General features: G+C 48.1%; 13 protein-coding genes. 4 read left to right on the top strand and 9 right to left on the bottom strand.

Annotated features, from left to right (window positions below; translation table 11 throughout):
- Position 1: 1 nt before the first annotated feature.
- Together H6570_10605 and H6570_10600 are read right to left on the bottom strand one after the other, a co-directional pair.
- The gene (locus H6570_10605) at positions 2–1,963 is read right to left on the bottom strand and encodes a sulfatase-like hydrolase/transferase (GenBank protein ID MCB9319724.1); all 1,962 of its coding nucleotides are present in this window, start codon (positions 1,961–1,963) and stop codon (positions 2–4) included.
- A 37-nt stretch (positions 1,964–2,000) separates the two neighbouring features.
- Entirely contained in the window at positions 2,001–3,125 is a 1,125-nt protein-coding gene (locus tag H6570_10600; protein ID MCB9319723.1) for an esterase, read from the bottom strand.
- 108 nt (positions 3,126–3,233) lie between these two features.
- Here H6570_10600 and H6570_10595 point away from each other — a divergent pair, with 108 nt between their 5' ends.
- Genes H6570_10595 through H6570_10580 form a run of 4 tightly spaced genes read left to right on the top strand, consistent with a single transcriptional unit; the run spans position 3,234 to position 8,448 of the window.
- Positions 3,234–3,797: a hypothetical protein gene (locus H6570_10595; protein ID MCB9319722.1), complete on the top strand. Its 564-nt coding sequence runs from the start codon at positions 3,234–3,236 to the stop codon at positions 3,795–3,797.
- Positions 3,798–3,847: 50 nt separating this feature from the next.
- Positions 3,848–5,887 (top strand): hypothetical protein, encoded by a 2,040-nt coding sequence (locus H6570_10590; protein MCB9319721.1) that lies wholly within the window; start codon positions 3,848–3,850, stop codon positions 5,885–5,887.
- Between the two features lie 46 nt (positions 5,888–5,933).
- A complete protein-coding gene (locus H6570_10585; GenBank protein ID MCB9319720.1) occupies positions 5,934–7,448 on the top strand; it encodes a glycoside hydrolase family 28 protein in 1,515 nt (504 codons plus the stop codon).
- Between the two features lie 13 nt (positions 7,449–7,461).
- Positions 7,462–8,448: a hypothetical protein gene (locus H6570_10580; GenBank protein ID MCB9319719.1), complete on the top strand. Its 987-nt coding sequence runs from the start codon at positions 7,462–7,464 to the stop codon at positions 8,446–8,448.
- Positions 8,449–8,507: 59 nt separating this feature from the next.
- Here the strand turns inward: H6570_10580 and H6570_10575 are convergent, their stop codons facing one another.
- The 7 genes from H6570_10575 to H6570_10545 all read right to left on the bottom strand — a co-directional run bounded on the left by H6570_10575 (position 8,508) and on the right by H6570_10545 (position 16,475).
- Positions 8,508–9,728, bottom strand: coding sequence for a pentapeptide repeat-containing protein (locus H6570_10575; protein MCB9319718.1), 1,221 nt, complete (start codon positions 9,726–9,728; stop codon positions 8,508–8,510).
- 214 nt (positions 9,729–9,942) lie between these two features.
- The gene (locus H6570_10570; protein ID MCB9319717.1) at positions 9,943–11,163 is read right to left on the bottom strand and encodes a selenocysteine synthase; all 1,221 of its coding nucleotides are present in this window, start codon (positions 11,161–11,163) and stop codon (positions 9,943–9,945) included.
- 30 nt (positions 11,164–11,193) lie between these two features.
- Positions 11,194–11,670 carry a RidA family protein gene (locus tag H6570_10565; GenBank protein MCB9319716.1) on the bottom strand — a complete coding sequence of 159 codons (477 nt, stop codon included), beginning with the start codon at positions 11,668–11,670 and terminating at the stop codon, positions 11,194–11,196.
- A 24-nt stretch (positions 11,671–11,694) separates the two neighbouring features.
- Positions 11,695–12,780, bottom strand: coding sequence for a bile acid:sodium symporter family protein (locus tag H6570_10560; protein MCB9319715.1), 1,086 nt, complete (start codon positions 12,778–12,780; stop codon positions 11,695–11,697).
- A gap of 5 nt (positions 12,781–12,785) precedes the next feature.
- Positions 12,786–14,024 (bottom strand): amidohydrolase/deacetylase family metallohydrolase, encoded by a 1,239-nt coding sequence (locus H6570_10555; protein ID MCB9319714.1) that lies wholly within the window; start codon positions 14,022–14,024, stop codon positions 12,786–12,788.
- Between the two features lie 16 nt (positions 14,025–14,040).
- A complete protein-coding gene (locus H6570_10550) occupies positions 14,041–14,961 on the bottom strand; it encodes an SMP-30/gluconolactonase/LRE family protein (GenBank protein ID MCB9319713.1) in 921 nt (306 codons plus the stop codon).
- 191 nt (positions 14,962–15,152) lie between these two features.
- A complete protein-coding gene (locus tag H6570_10545) occupies positions 15,153–16,475 on the bottom strand; it encodes a hypothetical protein (protein ID MCB9319712.1) in 1,323 nt (440 codons plus the stop codon).
- Positions 16,476–16,479: the final 4 nt, after the last annotated feature.

Raw genomic sequence — 16,479 nt, 5'->3', positions numbered from 1 at the left:
GCTACCGGTACCCGCGATTGTACAGGGTCCTGGTGGTTATGGTCTCTCCGCCAAAGACGCCTTTTCTTTCGGTTTCAATGACCAGCTGCGGCTCCCAGGGTGTTCCCGAAGCTGGCTGAAGCCAAAGTGTTTGGACAACTGTTGCCGTTGTCCATTTCTCGTTTTTCAGTTCCTGGCAGGGATATTCGGAAGCAATGACCAGACGATTATTTATCCATGAACCATGCGAAACAATGGCTGGCAGGGTACGTCCCATATTGACATTGTTTTCCGATCTGCTTCCATCGAGTGCATAACGGTATTTCACCAATGGCTGGATTTCGCGCGGAAGGAAGACAACCCGTTCAATCTCCAACTGATTTTCTTTTTGTAAAACGGATATTTTGTCACCCCATCCACTACCCAGGTCAGGAATAGGCGGTTGATAGGGCCGGCCAAGTGGTGACCGAGAATCGACCGGGGTTGTAGACCAGGATCCTGAGAAATCCGGATTAGGCAGAGCCTCTCCCCGCACGGGCAATGGTTGCCTGTCGGTCCGTGTATAAACAGATACCGGCTTCCCGGAGCCGGGCTTTGGTGGCAGGTAAGGATCGGTAGCGGTAGCGGGAACCCTGGGCTCCTGGATGAGCGATTTTTCATAATCCTGTACAATGCTGTCCACAATGCCAATCACCCAGGGATAATAGTCTTTTACATCGTTTTCTTCTTGCGGATCAACCCGGAGGTCAAAGAGCCGCACGAGATTGTCAGGCTCCGGATCCGGCATTTCAGTCTGGAAATAATACCATAGTTTCCAGTCATGCCATTTTACAGCCATCAATTGACCGGACCCGTTCATATACAGTACGGCATCGCGGTTCGAGGCGAGCTGTTTGCCCTCCAGAAATGGCAACTGGTTTTTGCTGTCCATGATACGGTCGCCGGGGATGATTTCCGGATGTCCGGTAGCAGCTGCAATGGTGGCGTACAGGTCGATTTGATGTACGATTTGATTGGACACCTGGCCGGAAGGTATGTGCTCAGGCCACCTGATCAGGCAGGGTGTTCTGATGCCGCCTTCCATGGCGGAATTGTAATAGCCCCGCCAGGGGCCCGGCGAACCACGCCAGGGGCGGCGCATTTCTGCGCCATTATCCGTACACCAGATCACCAGAGTGTTGTCATCCAGCCCAAGCTGATGCAATGCATCCAGAATTAAACCGGTATTGTAATCAACATCTGCCATCGCGTCGCCCACATCACCGGCGCCGGTCTTGCCTGCCATATCCGGATTGGGCAGGGCAGGGAGATGTAATTGCGTCATGGGATAATAGACAAAGAAAGGTGTATGGAGGCTCGTCTGTTCCTTTATGAAATCAATTGCCTTCAGAGCTGCCTCCCGGTCCAGTGTTCGACGTGCATCCAGATCAAAGGGCTTAACCTTCTTTGAGGTGCTTCCAGACACACCTTCCCATACATAGGGGACTTCATTGCGCTCCGGATCAAATCCCTCCATGGAAGTGAATTGCGAGAGATGACTGGTGCCTGGGATACCATACCACCGGTCAAAACCCTGCTGCGTCGGTTCTTTTTTGCCGAGCCAGCTGGCTCCTCCCATATCATACTTGCCAAAAAGACCGGTCGCATATCCTACAGACTTCAATGCCTCCGGCAATGTCTGTTCCCAGAGGGTAAGGCCATTGAAATAATTCTCGCCGGTGCGGGTGGCATAACGCCCGGTGATGATGGCAGCCCGGGAAGGGACACAGGAATATTCTACATTAAAATTGGTCAACCTGATCCCTTCACTGCCTATGCGGTCAATATTCGGCGTGGGAACATTCCGCACACCACCGTATGAAGCTACTTCACCTATTCCTAAATTATCCGGAAAAATCAGCACGATATTGGGCATCTGCTGCGCCATCACGGGCAATGCGAAAATGGTAAGACAGACTTGGGACAGGAATCGCATAAAATTCATATCGGAGTTTTGATCAGGGCTCTAGGGATAATTGAAATTAACGGAACAATAGTGGTGCAAAATCCCACAAGTTGTGCCGCCAGGTTATGAATGTATGCCCCGCCGGATAATCTGCGGTCTGGTATTGGATCCCGTTTTCATCCAGAAGTTGTAAGGTGTTCAGGCCGTTTTGATAGGCTATATCCTGCTGACCGCCCATGGCGATCCAAAACAGTTTCAGCTGATTGATGGCAGGATTTTTTAAAACAGCAGTATATTCTTCCCGGATGGTCTTGAGTTGCTCCGGGAAATATCCGGTACTGAGAGGCAAAACATACGCAAAAACATCGGGACGGAACAATGCAATATTAAGGGCCTGGAGACCTCCCATGGATAAGCCTGCATATGCCCTGAAGTCCGGTGTCTTCCCAACCCGGTAATGTGCTTCAATAAAGGGAATGATATCTTCAAACAATTGGTCATAATAGGGATCTTTCTTCACCCCGGGATCCATATGAAATCCAGGCTCCGGGTGCCCCATTGGCATAACGACCACCATTGGCTTTATTTTGCCTGCTGCCATTAAATTATCCATAATGAAGTTCGCCCGGCCGGCCGTAGACCAAGAAGCATCGTTGTCCCCGCCTCCGTGCTGTAAATACAGTACAGGCAGTGGTCCGGACATCTGTTCGTAACCGGGAGGGGTGTAGACATGCATTCGGCCCACATTTTTCATCACCGGAGAAGTAAACCATACTGTTTCCAGATTGCCATGCGGTACATCCCGGATCGAGCAATAGTCGCTTTCCGGACCTGGAATGAATAATAAATTAGAGAGACCATTCTCTCCTTCCTTGTACTGTGGGTTTTTTGGGTCAAAGGTTTTAACTCCGTTTACCGTATAATCGTACGTGTACAGATCCGGTTGGAGTGGATCGGTTTTTACTGACCAGACGCCATTATCCGCTTTTTCAAGCGCCAGAGGTTGATAATTCTTGAGGAAATCACCCAAAACGGTAACGGTGTTGGCCTGTGGTGCGTAAATCTGGAGAACCACTGCATGGTCCTTCATAACGCGATAGGGTTGTAACGTATCATTGGGAGTGGGATTTCGTTGAAATGGCTGGGCGGAAGACTGTACAAGGCAAGCCATTATCACCAGCTGTATCATCAGATATTTCATATGCTTTGTGATTATACCAGGCATTGAATATACGGTAGGAGAGATGATAGGCATAATTTTTCTATTTTAGTCATGGTTGCACGCCATTTCAGGACTAAAACATGTGATATGCCGGTTCGAGTCTTCCCGCTGCTTTATCTGACCCTTGCTTTTGTCACCCTGATCGGGATATTCCAGTCCGGAGCCCAGTCCCTTTCCCTGGCCATGGGTCTGTCCGGGGGATATGCACCCGTCTTAAATTATGGCACCGCCAGGGAAGCTGGCGCAGAAATTGCGATTTTCGGCGATATTGAATATGCACGGGCTATTGCCAGGCTGCAATTTACTGACGTGCTGGCAGGTACGGTTGATAACGATAAATTGGAGAGCGGTTACGCCATTCACGGTTCGTTGGGCTACAAGGTGCCGGTGTCTGCACAGGTATTTGTCCCGGTGATGTTGACCGGTGGGGCCGGATTTGTCCGGTACCATAGCGGTTTTGGAAGTGGAGGAAATACATATTTTGATGCTAGCCCACAAATTGGATTGACAATTTCACCCTGTTGGAATCTTTCTGAAAGCCTGGTACTTCAGCTGGCCGCCCGGTATATTCATGGCTTTGCTGCAGGAGTGGGCAGCTATCCGGTCATCATGTCAGATGTGATGATCGGGATTCGCTATTCGTTATTGTAAAGCCGGTGGATCAGGCTGTGGAAGGAATAATATTTACTACATTTTCGGTTATGGGAGCAAAGGAAGAGGAGAAGAATTTTCAACGGATCGTCCCGGCAGGGTGGTGGCTGATCCCATGCGCTATCTTATTTTTTGCGGGCTGCACACGGATAAATTCCAACTATTCGAATGAAGAACCGGTGACTTTTTATACCAGTTCCAAACCCTATACCCGGTGGTGGTGGTTTGCAACGCAGATCAAAAAAGAAGACATTAAGTATCAGCTGGACTGGTTTAAGAAAAATAATTTTGGAGGGGTTGAGATCGCCTGGGTTTATCCTTTGTACCGGTACCAGGCGATGTATGCCCGTAGTTATGGCCGCCATTACCCGGTGGACACATCTGCCCAAAAATGGTTGAGTCCGGAGTGGACGGATGTGGTTGCCTATGCTAAAAGCTATGCTGATTCCCTAGGGCTTGGATGTGATTTTACATTTGGCAGTGCCTGGCCGGTGGCAGGAAGTAATATCGATAAGGCTCATGCAACACAGATTTATGGAGACACTGCTTTCCAGCAGTTATTGACCTTTGCCTGGACCTATCCGGAAAACCAGGTTGTTATCAATCACCTGGATAGCAATGCTTTTTATCGCTTTGCGCAGCCGGTCGCCGAGGCATTGAAACCGGCGTTGTCGGGCAATAAGTCAGCTCTGTTTACGGATTCCTGGGAGATCAAATTAAATGCTACCAACAAGATCTGGACCACGGGATTTGCCAGGACCTTCGCCGACACTTTCGGATACGATATTATACCTTTTATGGAAGCGGGGCTGGATTCCTTTCCGGATGTTCGCTACGACTACATGTTACATCTTGACCTTTATGTCACCGAAGGATTTTACAAGCCTTATTTAGCCGAATGCCGGAGACTGGGTGCGTGGTCACGGGTCCAGTGCCTGGCATCACCCACGGATGTCATGTCCACCTACGCCCTGGTAGATATTCCGGAGACCGAAGCCATGCTCAATAATCCGATTTATTCCCGCATCGTCAGTTCTGCAGCAAGTCTTGCCGGTAAAAAAGTCGTTTCCTGTGAGGCATTCACCTGCATGTATGGCTTCCCTGCCACGTATTTAAGACAGGAACAGACTGCAGACTTAAAAATGGTTGCCGATGCTTTGTTTGCACAGGGTGTAAATCATCTTGTTTACCATGGTTCTCCCTATAATCCGGCGGGTTCGGATACCATCGATTTTTTTGCCACTACTTATTTTGGCCCCGGGGGAAGTCTGACCTCAGAACTGCCGGCCTTCAATGCCTACATAGAAAAAGTATCGGGCATCATGAACAGGGGCAGGACTTATTCCGATGTAGCGGTATACATACCTTACGAGGATGGAGTCATGCGGGGAGCATATCCTCCTGAGCGTCAGCGCGTGTGGGTTTGGGGAGAGTACGAAATGCGGTATGTCGACATTCCCGTGGAATTACAAGGTTATCATCCACTGTGGATCAACCGGCATTTTCTTGACAAAGCAGTGTTCCGGGACGGACACCTGGTGGTTGGAGATGCATGTTTTACCATGCTTTACCTCGATGTGAATTATCTGGATCTCAGGACCTTGAGACGGATCCATACATTGGCTAAAGCAGGCTTGAAGGTGTGTCTTAAGCGAACTCCGGCCCAGCCGGGAAGGAACAAATCAGAAGACTTTGGTCTACTATTAAAAGCACTGGCCGGGTTGCCTAATGTCAGTGAGGATTTTGAGTCCTTGATGGATCATCCGCCATTGATCCAGGGACAGGATTTACCTCCTTACTGGTGTCGCGTTGAGCCGGACGGTACGTATTATCTTTTTCTTGCACAGCCTAAAGCGCGAGATGTCGTTTACCCGGTCTATTCAGGTCAGTCGTCCATGAAGGAAAGTGAAACGAGGGAGATAAATCTATACATCCATGGTCATGAGATCGCCCGGCGTCTTGAATATAAACCTTATCAGTCCCTTATGCTTAGGGTAAGCCAGGAGGGCAGGGTAGAATTGATTGATATTTCATTTATTCCTGATGATCCGGTTGTAAGACCCAGGGAAGAACAAAGAATGTATTTTTAAAGCCTAAATGCTCAGGATGATGCGATCATATTGGCCTGGTGAAAGAATGTCTGTTTCTGGATTTGTCCGGATAGTCGGTTTGAGTGTTTTTTTCGTTTGTCAGTGGATACCATCATCCGGTCAGATCTTTAATATCGTCGATTACGGTGCGGTGGGAGACGGAACTACCCTGAATACCCTGTCGATCCAGAAAGCCATTGACCAGGCATCTTCCCGGGGTGGAGGCGAAGTGCTTATTCCCGAGGGGACATTTCTGTCAGGGAGCATCCTGCTTAAATCAGGTGTCGAACTACATCTCCTGACGGGTGCTGTCCTATTGGGAAGTACAGATCCCGATCATTACCTGAAACTCAGCCGGTGGAAGGCTTTGATATTATCCGACAATCAAAAAAATATTTCAATCACAGGTAAAGGTGAAATCGATGGGCAGGGGAGGGATTTAGCGCTCCATATAGACAGTTTATTTTATGCAGGGGAGATCGATAGTGCCGACTACAATTTCGTGGAGATGCGGCCGATGTATTATTTGCGGCCTCAATTAATTGAATTTGTGCAATGTTCCTCCATCCTGATAAAAGGGGTCACCCTGAAAAATGCGGCTTGCTGGGTACAGAACTACAGTGAGTGTGATCATCTTGAGATTGACAGTGTGCGGGTGGAAAGTGACGCTTATTGGAACAATGATGGAATAGACATTTCCGATTGTAAAAATGTGCGGATTACCAATTGCTGGGTTAATTCAGCAGATGACGGGATTTGTCTGAAGTCCCATTTGAATGAGGCCTTTTGTGACAGCATTTTTGTTTCCGACTGTACTGTGCGTTCCAGCGCGAGTGCACTTAAATTAGGCACACGGTCCAGTGGTGGATTTAAAAATGTGATTATCCGGAATATCAAAATATATGACACCTTTCGATCTGCCATAGCCATTGAAAATGTAGATGGCGGATTTTTGGAAAATGTAACATTCGAAAATATTGACGCGACCAATACCGGAAATGCGCTGTTTATCAGGCTAGGTTGGCGGTATCAGAACAGACCGGCAGGCTATTTGAAAAATGTCACTATCAGGGATCTTAATGTGGATGTTGCTTTTGAGCGACCCGATTATGCCTATGAGGTTCGTGGCCCTGATTTGCCCTTTTTTCACAACACATTTCCTGCTTCCATAACCGGAATTCCGGGAAGCAAAGTTCAGGATGTCGTGCTGGAAAACATAACCATAAATTATCCCGGCCGGGGAAATAATGGCCTTGCCAACCGGCCGCTTTCAAGACTGGGATCTATCCCCGAAAAAATCAGTGATTATCCTGAATTTTCAATGTTTGGTGAATTGCCTGCGTGGGGACTCTATGTGAGGCATGTTGAAGGGCTCATTTTAAAGAATATCCGGATGGGAATCGAAGAACCTGACTACCGTCCGGCGATGGTATTTGATGATGTGCATGATCTGACCATTCAAAGATTAAATATTGATGGAGATCAGAAGGTGAACCGGATTATTGTGCGTCAATCGGATAAGGTTTCACTTGAGACAATACCCGGCGTTTTGAAAATGTAATTTCTTTATCGGTTTGAATTTACTTCGTTATAGCATATTTCTGGTTGGATTGTTTTTCCTTGGATGCAAGTGGGTAAAACCATGTGCAGAAGCGATAAATCCGGAGGTGAACAGCGATCAGGAACAAGTGAATATTATCAATGGACTAAATATCGATGCTGGCCAGGGTGCATTATTGCTGACCCGGTTTAATTCCTTTGATGCCTTTAAGCAAGTGGTAAAAATTGAGTATTTCAACCGGGACGGAAACGGCTATTTTTTTGACCGGTCCAAAGTCCGGTTAACTCACGTCAGTGCAGGCAGGACAGTTATCAGTGAATTATGTACCGGGGTCAATGAACTTGATTTTTTAAATGCCCAGGACGGGGGATATTATGAAAGGTTGTGGCTGATCCTTATTTCGCCCTATGCGATTTGGGTTAGAAAAGATTTGCGGCGTGCATTTGCTTTGTCCCGGAGAAGGGAAGTGACTTTTGGCGAAGGAGATATTGCATTTTATGATCTTGCTGCCCGGATGATGTACGGCATCAACACCGAAGATAGACGGTTGATGCAGCCGGAAGACCTGACAGAACAAGGCTATTTGAATACATTTTTACATGTGACCACGCAGGCTTTTATTACTTCCATTTTTTCAGAAAAGCTGGCAGATTTTATTGCGGATGCGCATGAGCGGAGGTATATTCCTGAATTGGTCGATGGTAAATTTTCGCAAAAACAAATTGATGACCTCGCTAATGGAGCTACTGATAATTACCTTGATTTGATCAATAATGAATGGGGGCAGGAATTAGGAAAAACCTTGCGAAAAAAATATGCAATTACACGCAGGACAGTTTGGACCGATAAATTATTGGCGGACTATCTAAATGACGTACAGCGATATTTTGGCTGGGCGTTCCAGGTTGGTTTTAAGCCATTCCACCCGGAAGATGAATTAGTCGTTCGGTTCGCACAAAAGTTAAATTCTGTCATGAATAAAACACCACTTGTCCGATAAAGAAATAGGCAATTAAATAGAGGGAAATACATTTATTGCAAGTGGTGCAGCATAACATGTTATTTTCTCTTAACCGTAATTAAATATTGATTCTTTCCGCCTTCATCGGCAGTTACTTCCAGGTCGTCCAACATTGCAGGGGTTCCCTGTACTTGCCACAGATTCAGCTGTTGCAACCAATTGGGTTCACGTACTCTTGTTTTATTAAGTATAACCTCATTAAGGTGAGCGCCAGATAGATTGGCATCGCATAAATTAGCCAGTCTCAAATCGGCTTGATCCAAATTGACTCCTGTCAGGTTAGCCTGATCCAGATTTGCGCCGGTCAAAGATGCACAGACCATTTGAGCATCCCTCAGTGAAGCACCACCAAGATCAACCAGATCCATAATGGCATAGCTTAGGTCAGAGTTTCTCAGTTTAGCACTACTCAGGTCTGTCTCCTTCAGCGTGGCCCATATTAACCGTGCATCATTGATCTCAGCCCACTGAGCATTTGCACGGTTTAGAAAGGCATAGGATAAGTCCGCCTTGTTCATTTTAGCTCCCCAAAAATTGGCTCCACGCAGGTCTGCATGCTTAAATAAGGAGCTCCTTAAATTTGCTTCCTGAAAATTGGCACCAATAAGTTGTGCGCCGCTAAGATTCAAACCATGTAAATCTGAAGCTTTCAGATCAGCGCCTGAAAAATCGGTAATTTGCTTAATTCTGGAAAAAGAAGCAGAGTCAATAGGCATCCTTGCCAAAGCGATTAATAATAACCCCCGCTCTATGCAATAAACTCCAGAATCCGGCTCCAGGTACTGGAAGGGCTCAGGGTGAAAGGCGTAACTTAGCCGCGATATTCTCTGAATGATTCCTTCGCTCAGCCCATGGCTATTATGCTGACTTAATTCATTGCTGACCTGATCCAATGTCTGACTCATAAGGCTCATCAGCCCGGACTTACGTAAAATTTCATCTGAATTCTTTTTGGCTTCAATTTCCAGTTGATAATAACTGATTTGACCAATCCGAATGTTTTCCTGTTGAAACAGGATCATGCTTCCTATTGTGGACCAAATGGTAAATATTACAAATCCATATACCCGGAAATTACGGTTAAGGAGAAAATGTGAAAGTAAATTTGAAGAATTACCGGACGTGTCATCCGGTCCGGATGCATCTCTGTTCAGTCGCAGAAATATCAAAAGGGCCAGAATGGCTACCAATGCATACAGGCCAACGATCCAGAAGGTGCTGGAGCATACAAATGGCAGGATCAGGTAAACCAGCATCATGCTAAAAAACAAAATTAGATGTGCCGGGTAAATACGATTCTTTGATAAACGCATCGGACTGGATCGATGATTAATTTAATGGCTTAACCCCATCGCCTGAAATATAATGACATTCGTTCAGAAAAATGAAAAAGCCAGACCGGCTGGCCTGGCTTGTATAGACTTAATCGGGTTACTTCGTTTGCTGGTATCGCCACGAAAGCAGGCCTTGTGATCAGGTTTTGGTGGCGCCGGTGAGGATCTCTGCCAATCGCTTGCCAACGATACGTTCTTCCCCGGCCTGTAACATCCAGGTGGTCATGTCTACGGACTCACCACCGCCTACGGTTTCTATGGAGGGATGCCCCTGCCGTAGTGCTTCCCGGACCTCATTGGGCGTCATGGCTATTTTTTCCTGATCCCAGCGTACGCGGATCGATGGCACGTGATTGGCGATTTCCGGTACGTGGATCTCGGTCTCGACACCGGGGATGTTCACCACAGCGTCGTTGATTTGTTTGATCTGTCCTTCCCATAGCTTCCAGTCTGCCTCATGATCCCGTGACAGGTAGGTCTCCAGTGCCACCAGCATGCCAAGAACTTCTTCTTTGTTGACTTTCATACCACGACCGATCGTCGAACCGCGCGGTGGTGCACTTAGCCGGGCTGCTTTGACCAGGTCTTTACGCCCTAGTAACAAGCCGGCTGACTGGGGACCCCGGATTCCTTTGCCTCCCGAGAAACACACCAGGTCAAATCCCATTTTGGTGTACTTCCACAGGTTCTCCACCGGTGGCACATCCGCTGCACAGTCGTTCATGGTCGGGATGCCATGTTTCTTTCCAATGGCTACCCATTCCTCGGGTCCGATCTGTCCTTCATCGGAATGATAATTAAGGAACCACATCATAGCCGTCTGCTCACCAATTGCTTTTTCCAGGTCTTCACGGCTTTCCACCTCCACGATTTTTGCTCCCGTATTTTTAATGGAATGGTCGTAACCTACCCGGTGTGCCTTCTGCAGGATGACTTCCGACTTCATACCGGTGAAGTCGTTAGGCAGCTGGTCTGCTTTCTTAGGGTCCAGCCCGGTCAGCACGCCGGCAGTGCCTAACGTAATGGCACTGAAACAGCCGGCAGTTACTGTTGCGTACTCACAATGCAGCAACTCGGCTATTCGCTCGCCGACTTTATCCTGGATCTCATCCAGGGTGACGTATTGCTTGGACGCATATTCGATGGCTTCCACGACATTGGGATGCATCATGCAGCCGGTGAGCGCGGTATAGGTTCCGGCGGCATTGATAAAGGTCCGGACTCCCAGTTCCTTAAAGAAATCCCTGGATGTGCCGGTTTCCGGTGATGGTTGCGGTTGCAATGATTTTGGTAAAACCAATAAAGAGCCCGCAACCGGCACGGCACCCATATGTTGCAACAATTTTCTCCTGGAGATCATAATTTCTCGTTTGATTGATGATTTAGGATATTACTCGACAGCTGCGATACAATCTATTTCTACCAGAGAATTACCGGGTACGCCACCATATGTCGCTACCGTTGTTCTTACCGGCGGGTGATCCCCGAATCGGCCGCGGTAAGCGTTATTCATGGCCTGGTAGTCATTCAGGTCCGCCAGATAGACGTTGACTTTTAATACTTTATTCATGGAAGAGCCATTCTTTTCCAACTCTTTCTGCAATTCATCCAGTACATGGTTGGTATGGGCTGTGATATCGCCTTCAAAATGTGCGCCTTTGCCGGCAATGAATAATAGATTTCCATATTTCACAGCTCCGGAAAATAAAGGCACATCCTGGTCATAGACTACGTCGCCGACAATTTCTTTTGCCGGTTTGGTCTCTGCCTTAGGGCTGGCCTGAAGCCGGGTAACGGATGAAAGACCGAATATGCCTGCTGCGCCCACGGCTAATTTTTTAAATATGGATCTTCTGTTTTCTTGCATGATATGATATTTAGTATTCGAAAATTATTCGACCTTGATGGGGCGTTCCCGCCACCAGGTAGCCAGTGAAGAACCGGAGATATTCATCCAGGGTCCAAAAATGGCAGGCGCCAACCCGACCGTTGCCACTTTACCCATTTCCAATGCTATTCCTGAGGCCAGGCCTCCATTTTGCATTCCTACTTCCAGGGCGATGGTCCGGCAATCCCGTTCCTTCATACGCAGTGCTTTGCAGGCGGCATAACCCAGCGCATAGCCTGCCAGGTTGTGCAGGATGGCTGCGAAAAATAATGCAATGCCGATCTCCAGCAAACTATCCCTTCCGGCAGCCGTAATGATGGTTATAATGATGGCAATTCCACCCATGGACAGTAAAGGCATGGCTTTATCAAGCCATTTAACTTTGCCGTGCAGAAAAAAGTTAAAAATCAAACCCGCAATAATGGGGATGATAACAATCTTGATGATGCTCCACATCATGGCCCAAAATTCGATCGGCACCAACTGACCGGCAAGTGTTTTCATTAAGAACGGGGTCATGATCGGCGCCAGCAAAGTTGCCACTGCGGTCAGTGTCACCGAAAGAGCCAGGTTGGCATTGGCCAGATAGGACATGACATTGGAAGCTAAACCGCTTGGTGATGCACCGATCAAAATGACGCCGGCAGCTATCTCCGGGGGGAACTTAAATAAGTAGGCAATCGCAAATCCCACCAGAGGCATGATGGTAAACTGGCATACAATACCGATCAGAACACTTTTTGGCATTTTTATGACACCGGCAAAGTCCTTGATACTCATGGATGTTCCCATCCCAAACATAATGAGCTGGAGCAACGGAACAATCAGTTTACTTAGTTTAAAACCGCCGATTTCCTGGAAATACCGGGGATAGTACAGCGATGCAACTACCGCTGCAAAGATCAGAATGGTAAAGGCAAACCCTTTCAGAAAAGGATGAGAGCGAACTCCAACCGAAAGGCCCAGCAAACCGGTAATGGCAAAAGGACCAGCAACCTTAATATTGATAAAAAGCAATACGACGGCCACGACGATCAGGCCGATACTGATCCGTGCTATCCATTGATATTGTGGTTTGGTTAGGGACATGGCCATTATTTTTCCCAGGTTGGGCTGGTCATCCCATTAAGGTCCCAGACAATCTTCCCGGCCCGGAAAGTAACCTCAGCAACCAATTTCTCCTTTCCCGGATATTTCCAGCCTTTGGTGTCAACATAACCAAAGTTTCCTTTTTCCACGGAGATAATGGCAATGTCCGCTTCTGCACCGACATCCAGATTTCCCAGCTCCGGCCTTTGAATGACCTGGGCTGGTTTCCACGTGCTGGCTTCGATGACATCCGGTAGGCTCATACCCAGGATGAGCATCTTTGACATGACATTGGTCATATCTTTCATCCCGCCATTCATACTGCCGGTGTGGAGGTCCGTACTGATGGTATTTGGATGAAAGCCCTGCTCGAAGGCTGGCACGGCCTGGTCCCAGAGGAAACTGCCGCCGCCATGGCCTACATCAAAAATGATCCCTTTCTTCTGCGCCGCCCAGACGCAATCACGCACTTTGCGATGATCATCGACGATGGCATCGCGTCCGCTTACGTGGGCAAAGCAGTGGGTCATGATGTCACCGGGACGCAGTACATCCAGGAGCAGGGAGTCAAGGGGCAGGGTAGGTGTGGCGCCGCCAAAGTCAATCATCACCGGTATGCCGGCATCGCGTCCCGCCTGAGCGGCTTTCATGGCTGGCTCCCAGTTGTGACCGGAGAAATGAGCGAGCTTGATCCCTACAATGTATTTTGAATTTGCCTTGGCTTCCATGGCCGTCAGCCTGGGATCCATATCCAATAGATCCTGTTCAATTGGTCCTCCGGCCATGCCTGAGCCTACGATGTTGAGAAATGTTAGGACACGGGTTTGGGAATGATCAATGGTTTGTGCTTTGTAAGTATCAAAATTTCTCCAACCGGGCGACCCGGCGTCAACCACGGTGGTAACTCCGGCCCGGAAGGTAAATCCATCCGGGGGTAAAGCCGTGAAACTGTTACGCAGATAACGGTTCTCTTCTGTCCCGAAGAAATGGTGGCCGTGAATGTCAATCAGTCCGGGAACGACCAGTTTCCCGGTAGCATCCACAACACGAAATGCTTCACTGGCAGGGATGTTGGCAGCTACTCTGTTGATCTTGCCATCTTTGATACCGACATCCATGATGCCATCCAGATGATTTTTCGGATCAATTACCCGCCCTCCTTTGATGAGGATGTCAATGGGCTGGGCCACCAGAAATACAGACCACAAAAGTGAACCAAGAAGAACGAACAGTTTTTTATTCATTTTAATGTTTTTTTGGTCAGTTAGCTTGAAGCATCTTCCAGGATCTACCTGAATGCTCGGCGCGGAATGTCTCGACGACACCCCGGTCCTGCAGGGTTACATAGCAGGTTTTTCCATCCGGGCCGCCGAATGCAATATTGGATGTTTTCTTTCCTTTCAGGGGCACCTCTGTCAGCGATTTGCCTTCCGGATTCAAAATGTCAATCACCCCTTTGCCATAACGTGATACGTAAAGATTACCCTCCGTATCACACCGCATCCCATCCAGGCCAAAATCATCGTACTCATGGAATAGCCGGCGATTGGAGATATTGCCGGCCGGGTCGAGGTTATAGGCCCAAATTTTACGCTGGGCGCTTTCAGCGACATACAGGGTCTTTTCATCCGGGCTAACTTCGATGCCATTGGTTGTTCCTAGGCTATCAGCCAGTAAGGTCATGCTTCCATCCGTGTCGATACGCCACAGCTGACCGGTATTTGCCGACCATTTGGGATCACTGGCGAATAACGTCCCATTTTCGCGAATAGCCACATCATTCGGTTGATTCATTTGGTCATTGTGTGCGAACACAGAAATCGCTTTAGAAATAGGGTCAATGGCCAGGATATTATGGCGGGTATAGTCCGCAATAAATAGGGTGCCTTGCTGGTTGATCCGGATACCGTTACCAATGCTGCTGTCCGGCAACGTAACGAAGAGTTCCTCTTTTCCGTCAGGATGAATGACGCCTATGGTGCCTTGACGCAGGTAATTGACGACGTACAGGTTGCCATCCTTGTCAACCGCAGGACCTTCAATGCCAGAGGTGAATACACTGTCAGTCAGGTCGCTGGCCTGATAAACCGTTTCCTCTCCGGCACCAGTATTTTGATCATTTTGAGGAGCTGAACATGCAGCCAGATACAGACATCCTGCTACCCAATAACCGAATTTCATTCCATGTTTCATCGCTGGAAAAATACATAATTTTACATGATACCCATAACCAGTATCGAAAAATTAGGCAATTTGTCCAACTGAGCTTCTGTCAGGGAAATCGCCATGAGAGCGATGAATGGAGCGAATGGCTGACGCGGGATTTCACATCTTGATCACCGGCTCAACATGGAGGCCCCCGGCGAGTACATTCAAAACTCGAAACTTGCACCCAGCCGGAAGGTTATCCCGTGCAGAAATCCGTATTCATTATCATTCAGACTGTACTGGTACCGGAATGAAAAATCAGCAAACGTGGAAAGATGGTACAGCGGGTTGATTTCCACACCAAGCAGTCCGCCCAGGGTATTCAGGGACAATTTGCCGGCCGGGATTTTTACCGGCACATAAACATCTGAACCTCCCTGCACGTATTCGTAGGTGAATTCCTGGCCCCGGGATTTTGTCAGATAGACACCTGCCGCAGCGTAAGGTCTGAAAAACTGGCTTTCACTGAGTGGCAAAGCATATTTGACCATCAACGGAATTTCAAAATACTTCTTCCTGATGTAGAGTTCCTTAAACTGCAGGTTCGGGTCGGTAACCGGCGAAGCGGGATAAACACCGATGTATTCATCTTCGTGATCACCTAACTTTCCGCTGAATCGTCGAAGGCCAGCGCCGCTTACCAGGCTAAAGTTTTTGGAAAAAATAAGCTCAAGCGTAATCCCTCCGGATGGTTCCCGGCCATTCTGGATCTCGTGTTCGAGAGGTATCGGCCCGGCGCCATACTGGAGCCCGAGGCGGTAGGCTTTCGGAAGGTAGGATGGACGTAACTTTGGTTCTGTATAATGAACCATATAAGGAGGACCATGCAAAATGCGTTGCCTGGCCGGATAGATAGAGGGTGATGGCAACGCACCGGGTGCTGAAAGGGTGAGGCGGTATTGGTCTGAATTGGGATCAGACACACTGGATTTAATTTGATCGGAATGGGCCAGCGTAGCAGTGGTTGACTGCTGATCATTTGATTGATTTGTCCGGATCAGGTTGGAGAGATTGAGTTCACTGGTTGCCAGTTGAGATTGAGTTGATCTTAATTGAATGTTCTTGTCCTCCAGCTGTTCCTGCAGGTCCATCAGCCGGCGATTCAATCGGGACAGCTCTTGTGTCAGCTTTTCATTCTCCTGCCATGCATTAGCCTGTTGTACAGACGAATTAAGAAGCAGGGTATCGTGGATGTAGATGGTATCCCGGTAGTTGGTTTCATTAGCCGGACCCTTGCTTTGCCCGGCAGACTTCTCACCAGCGGATGAAGGACTGGCCAGGGAAGATGTGGAAGATATGGCTAACCAGTATCCAAGCCAGCCTGCCGTCCCCAGGGCAACGAGGAAGCCGGGAATAAACCACCAGGGGAGGAAGAAAGGACGTTTTTCCGGAGGAAGTTGTGCGGAGACCTTTTCCCATACATTTTCGTCGGGAAGGTAGGTTTTACCTTTCTTCAGTAGCTGGATTATTTTGTTGAAATGCTCCAAATGT

The organism is Lewinellaceae bacterium, assembly GCA_020636135.1.
In the GTDB taxonomy this organism is placed as follows: Bacteria; Bacteroidota; Bacteroidia; order Chitinophagales; family Saprospiraceae; genus JAGQXC01.
Note: the sequence above shows the minus strand (reverse complement) of the source record. Positions and strands in the feature narration are given on the sequence as shown.

Coding starts and splice junctions, on each gene's coding strand:
- H6570_10605 (MCB9319724.1), bottom strand. CDS start 1,963: ATGAATTTTATGCGATTCCTGTCCCAAGTCTGTCTTACCATTTTCGCA.
- H6570_10600 (MCB9319723.1), bottom strand. CDS start 3,125: ATGAAATATCTGATGATACAGCTGGTGATAATGGCTTGCCTTGTACAG.
- H6570_10595 (MCB9319722.1), top strand. CDS start 3,234: ATGCCGGTTCGAGTCTTCCCGCTGCTTTATCTGACCCTTGCTTTTGTC.
- H6570_10590 (MCB9319721.1), top strand. CDS start 3,848: ATGGGAGCAAAGGAAGAGGAGAAGAATTTTCAACGGATCGTCCCGGCA.
- H6570_10585 (MCB9319720.1), top strand. CDS start 5,934: ATGTCTGTTTCTGGATTTGTCCGGATAGTCGGTTTGAGTGTTTTTTTC.
- H6570_10575 (MCB9319718.1), bottom strand. CDS start 9,728: ATGATGCTGGTTTACCTGATCCTGCCATTTGTATGCTCCAGCACCTTC.
- H6570_10570 (MCB9319717.1), bottom strand. CDS start 11,163: ATGATCTCCAGGAGAAAATTGTTGCAACATATGGGTGCCGTGCCGGTT.
- H6570_10565 (MCB9319716.1), bottom strand. CDS start 11,670: ATGCAAGAAAACAGAAGATCCATATTTAAAAAATTAGCCGTGGGCGCA.
- H6570_10560 (MCB9319715.1), bottom strand. CDS start 12,780: ATGTCCCTAACCAAACCACAATATCAATGGATAGCACGGATCAGTATC.
- H6570_10555 (MCB9319714.1), bottom strand. CDS start 14,024: ATGAATAAAAAACTGTTCGTTCTTCTTGGTTCACTTTTGTGGTCTGTA.
- H6570_10550 (MCB9319713.1), bottom strand. CDS start 14,961: ATGAAATTCGGTTATTGGGTAGCAGGATGTCTGTATCTGGCTGCATGT.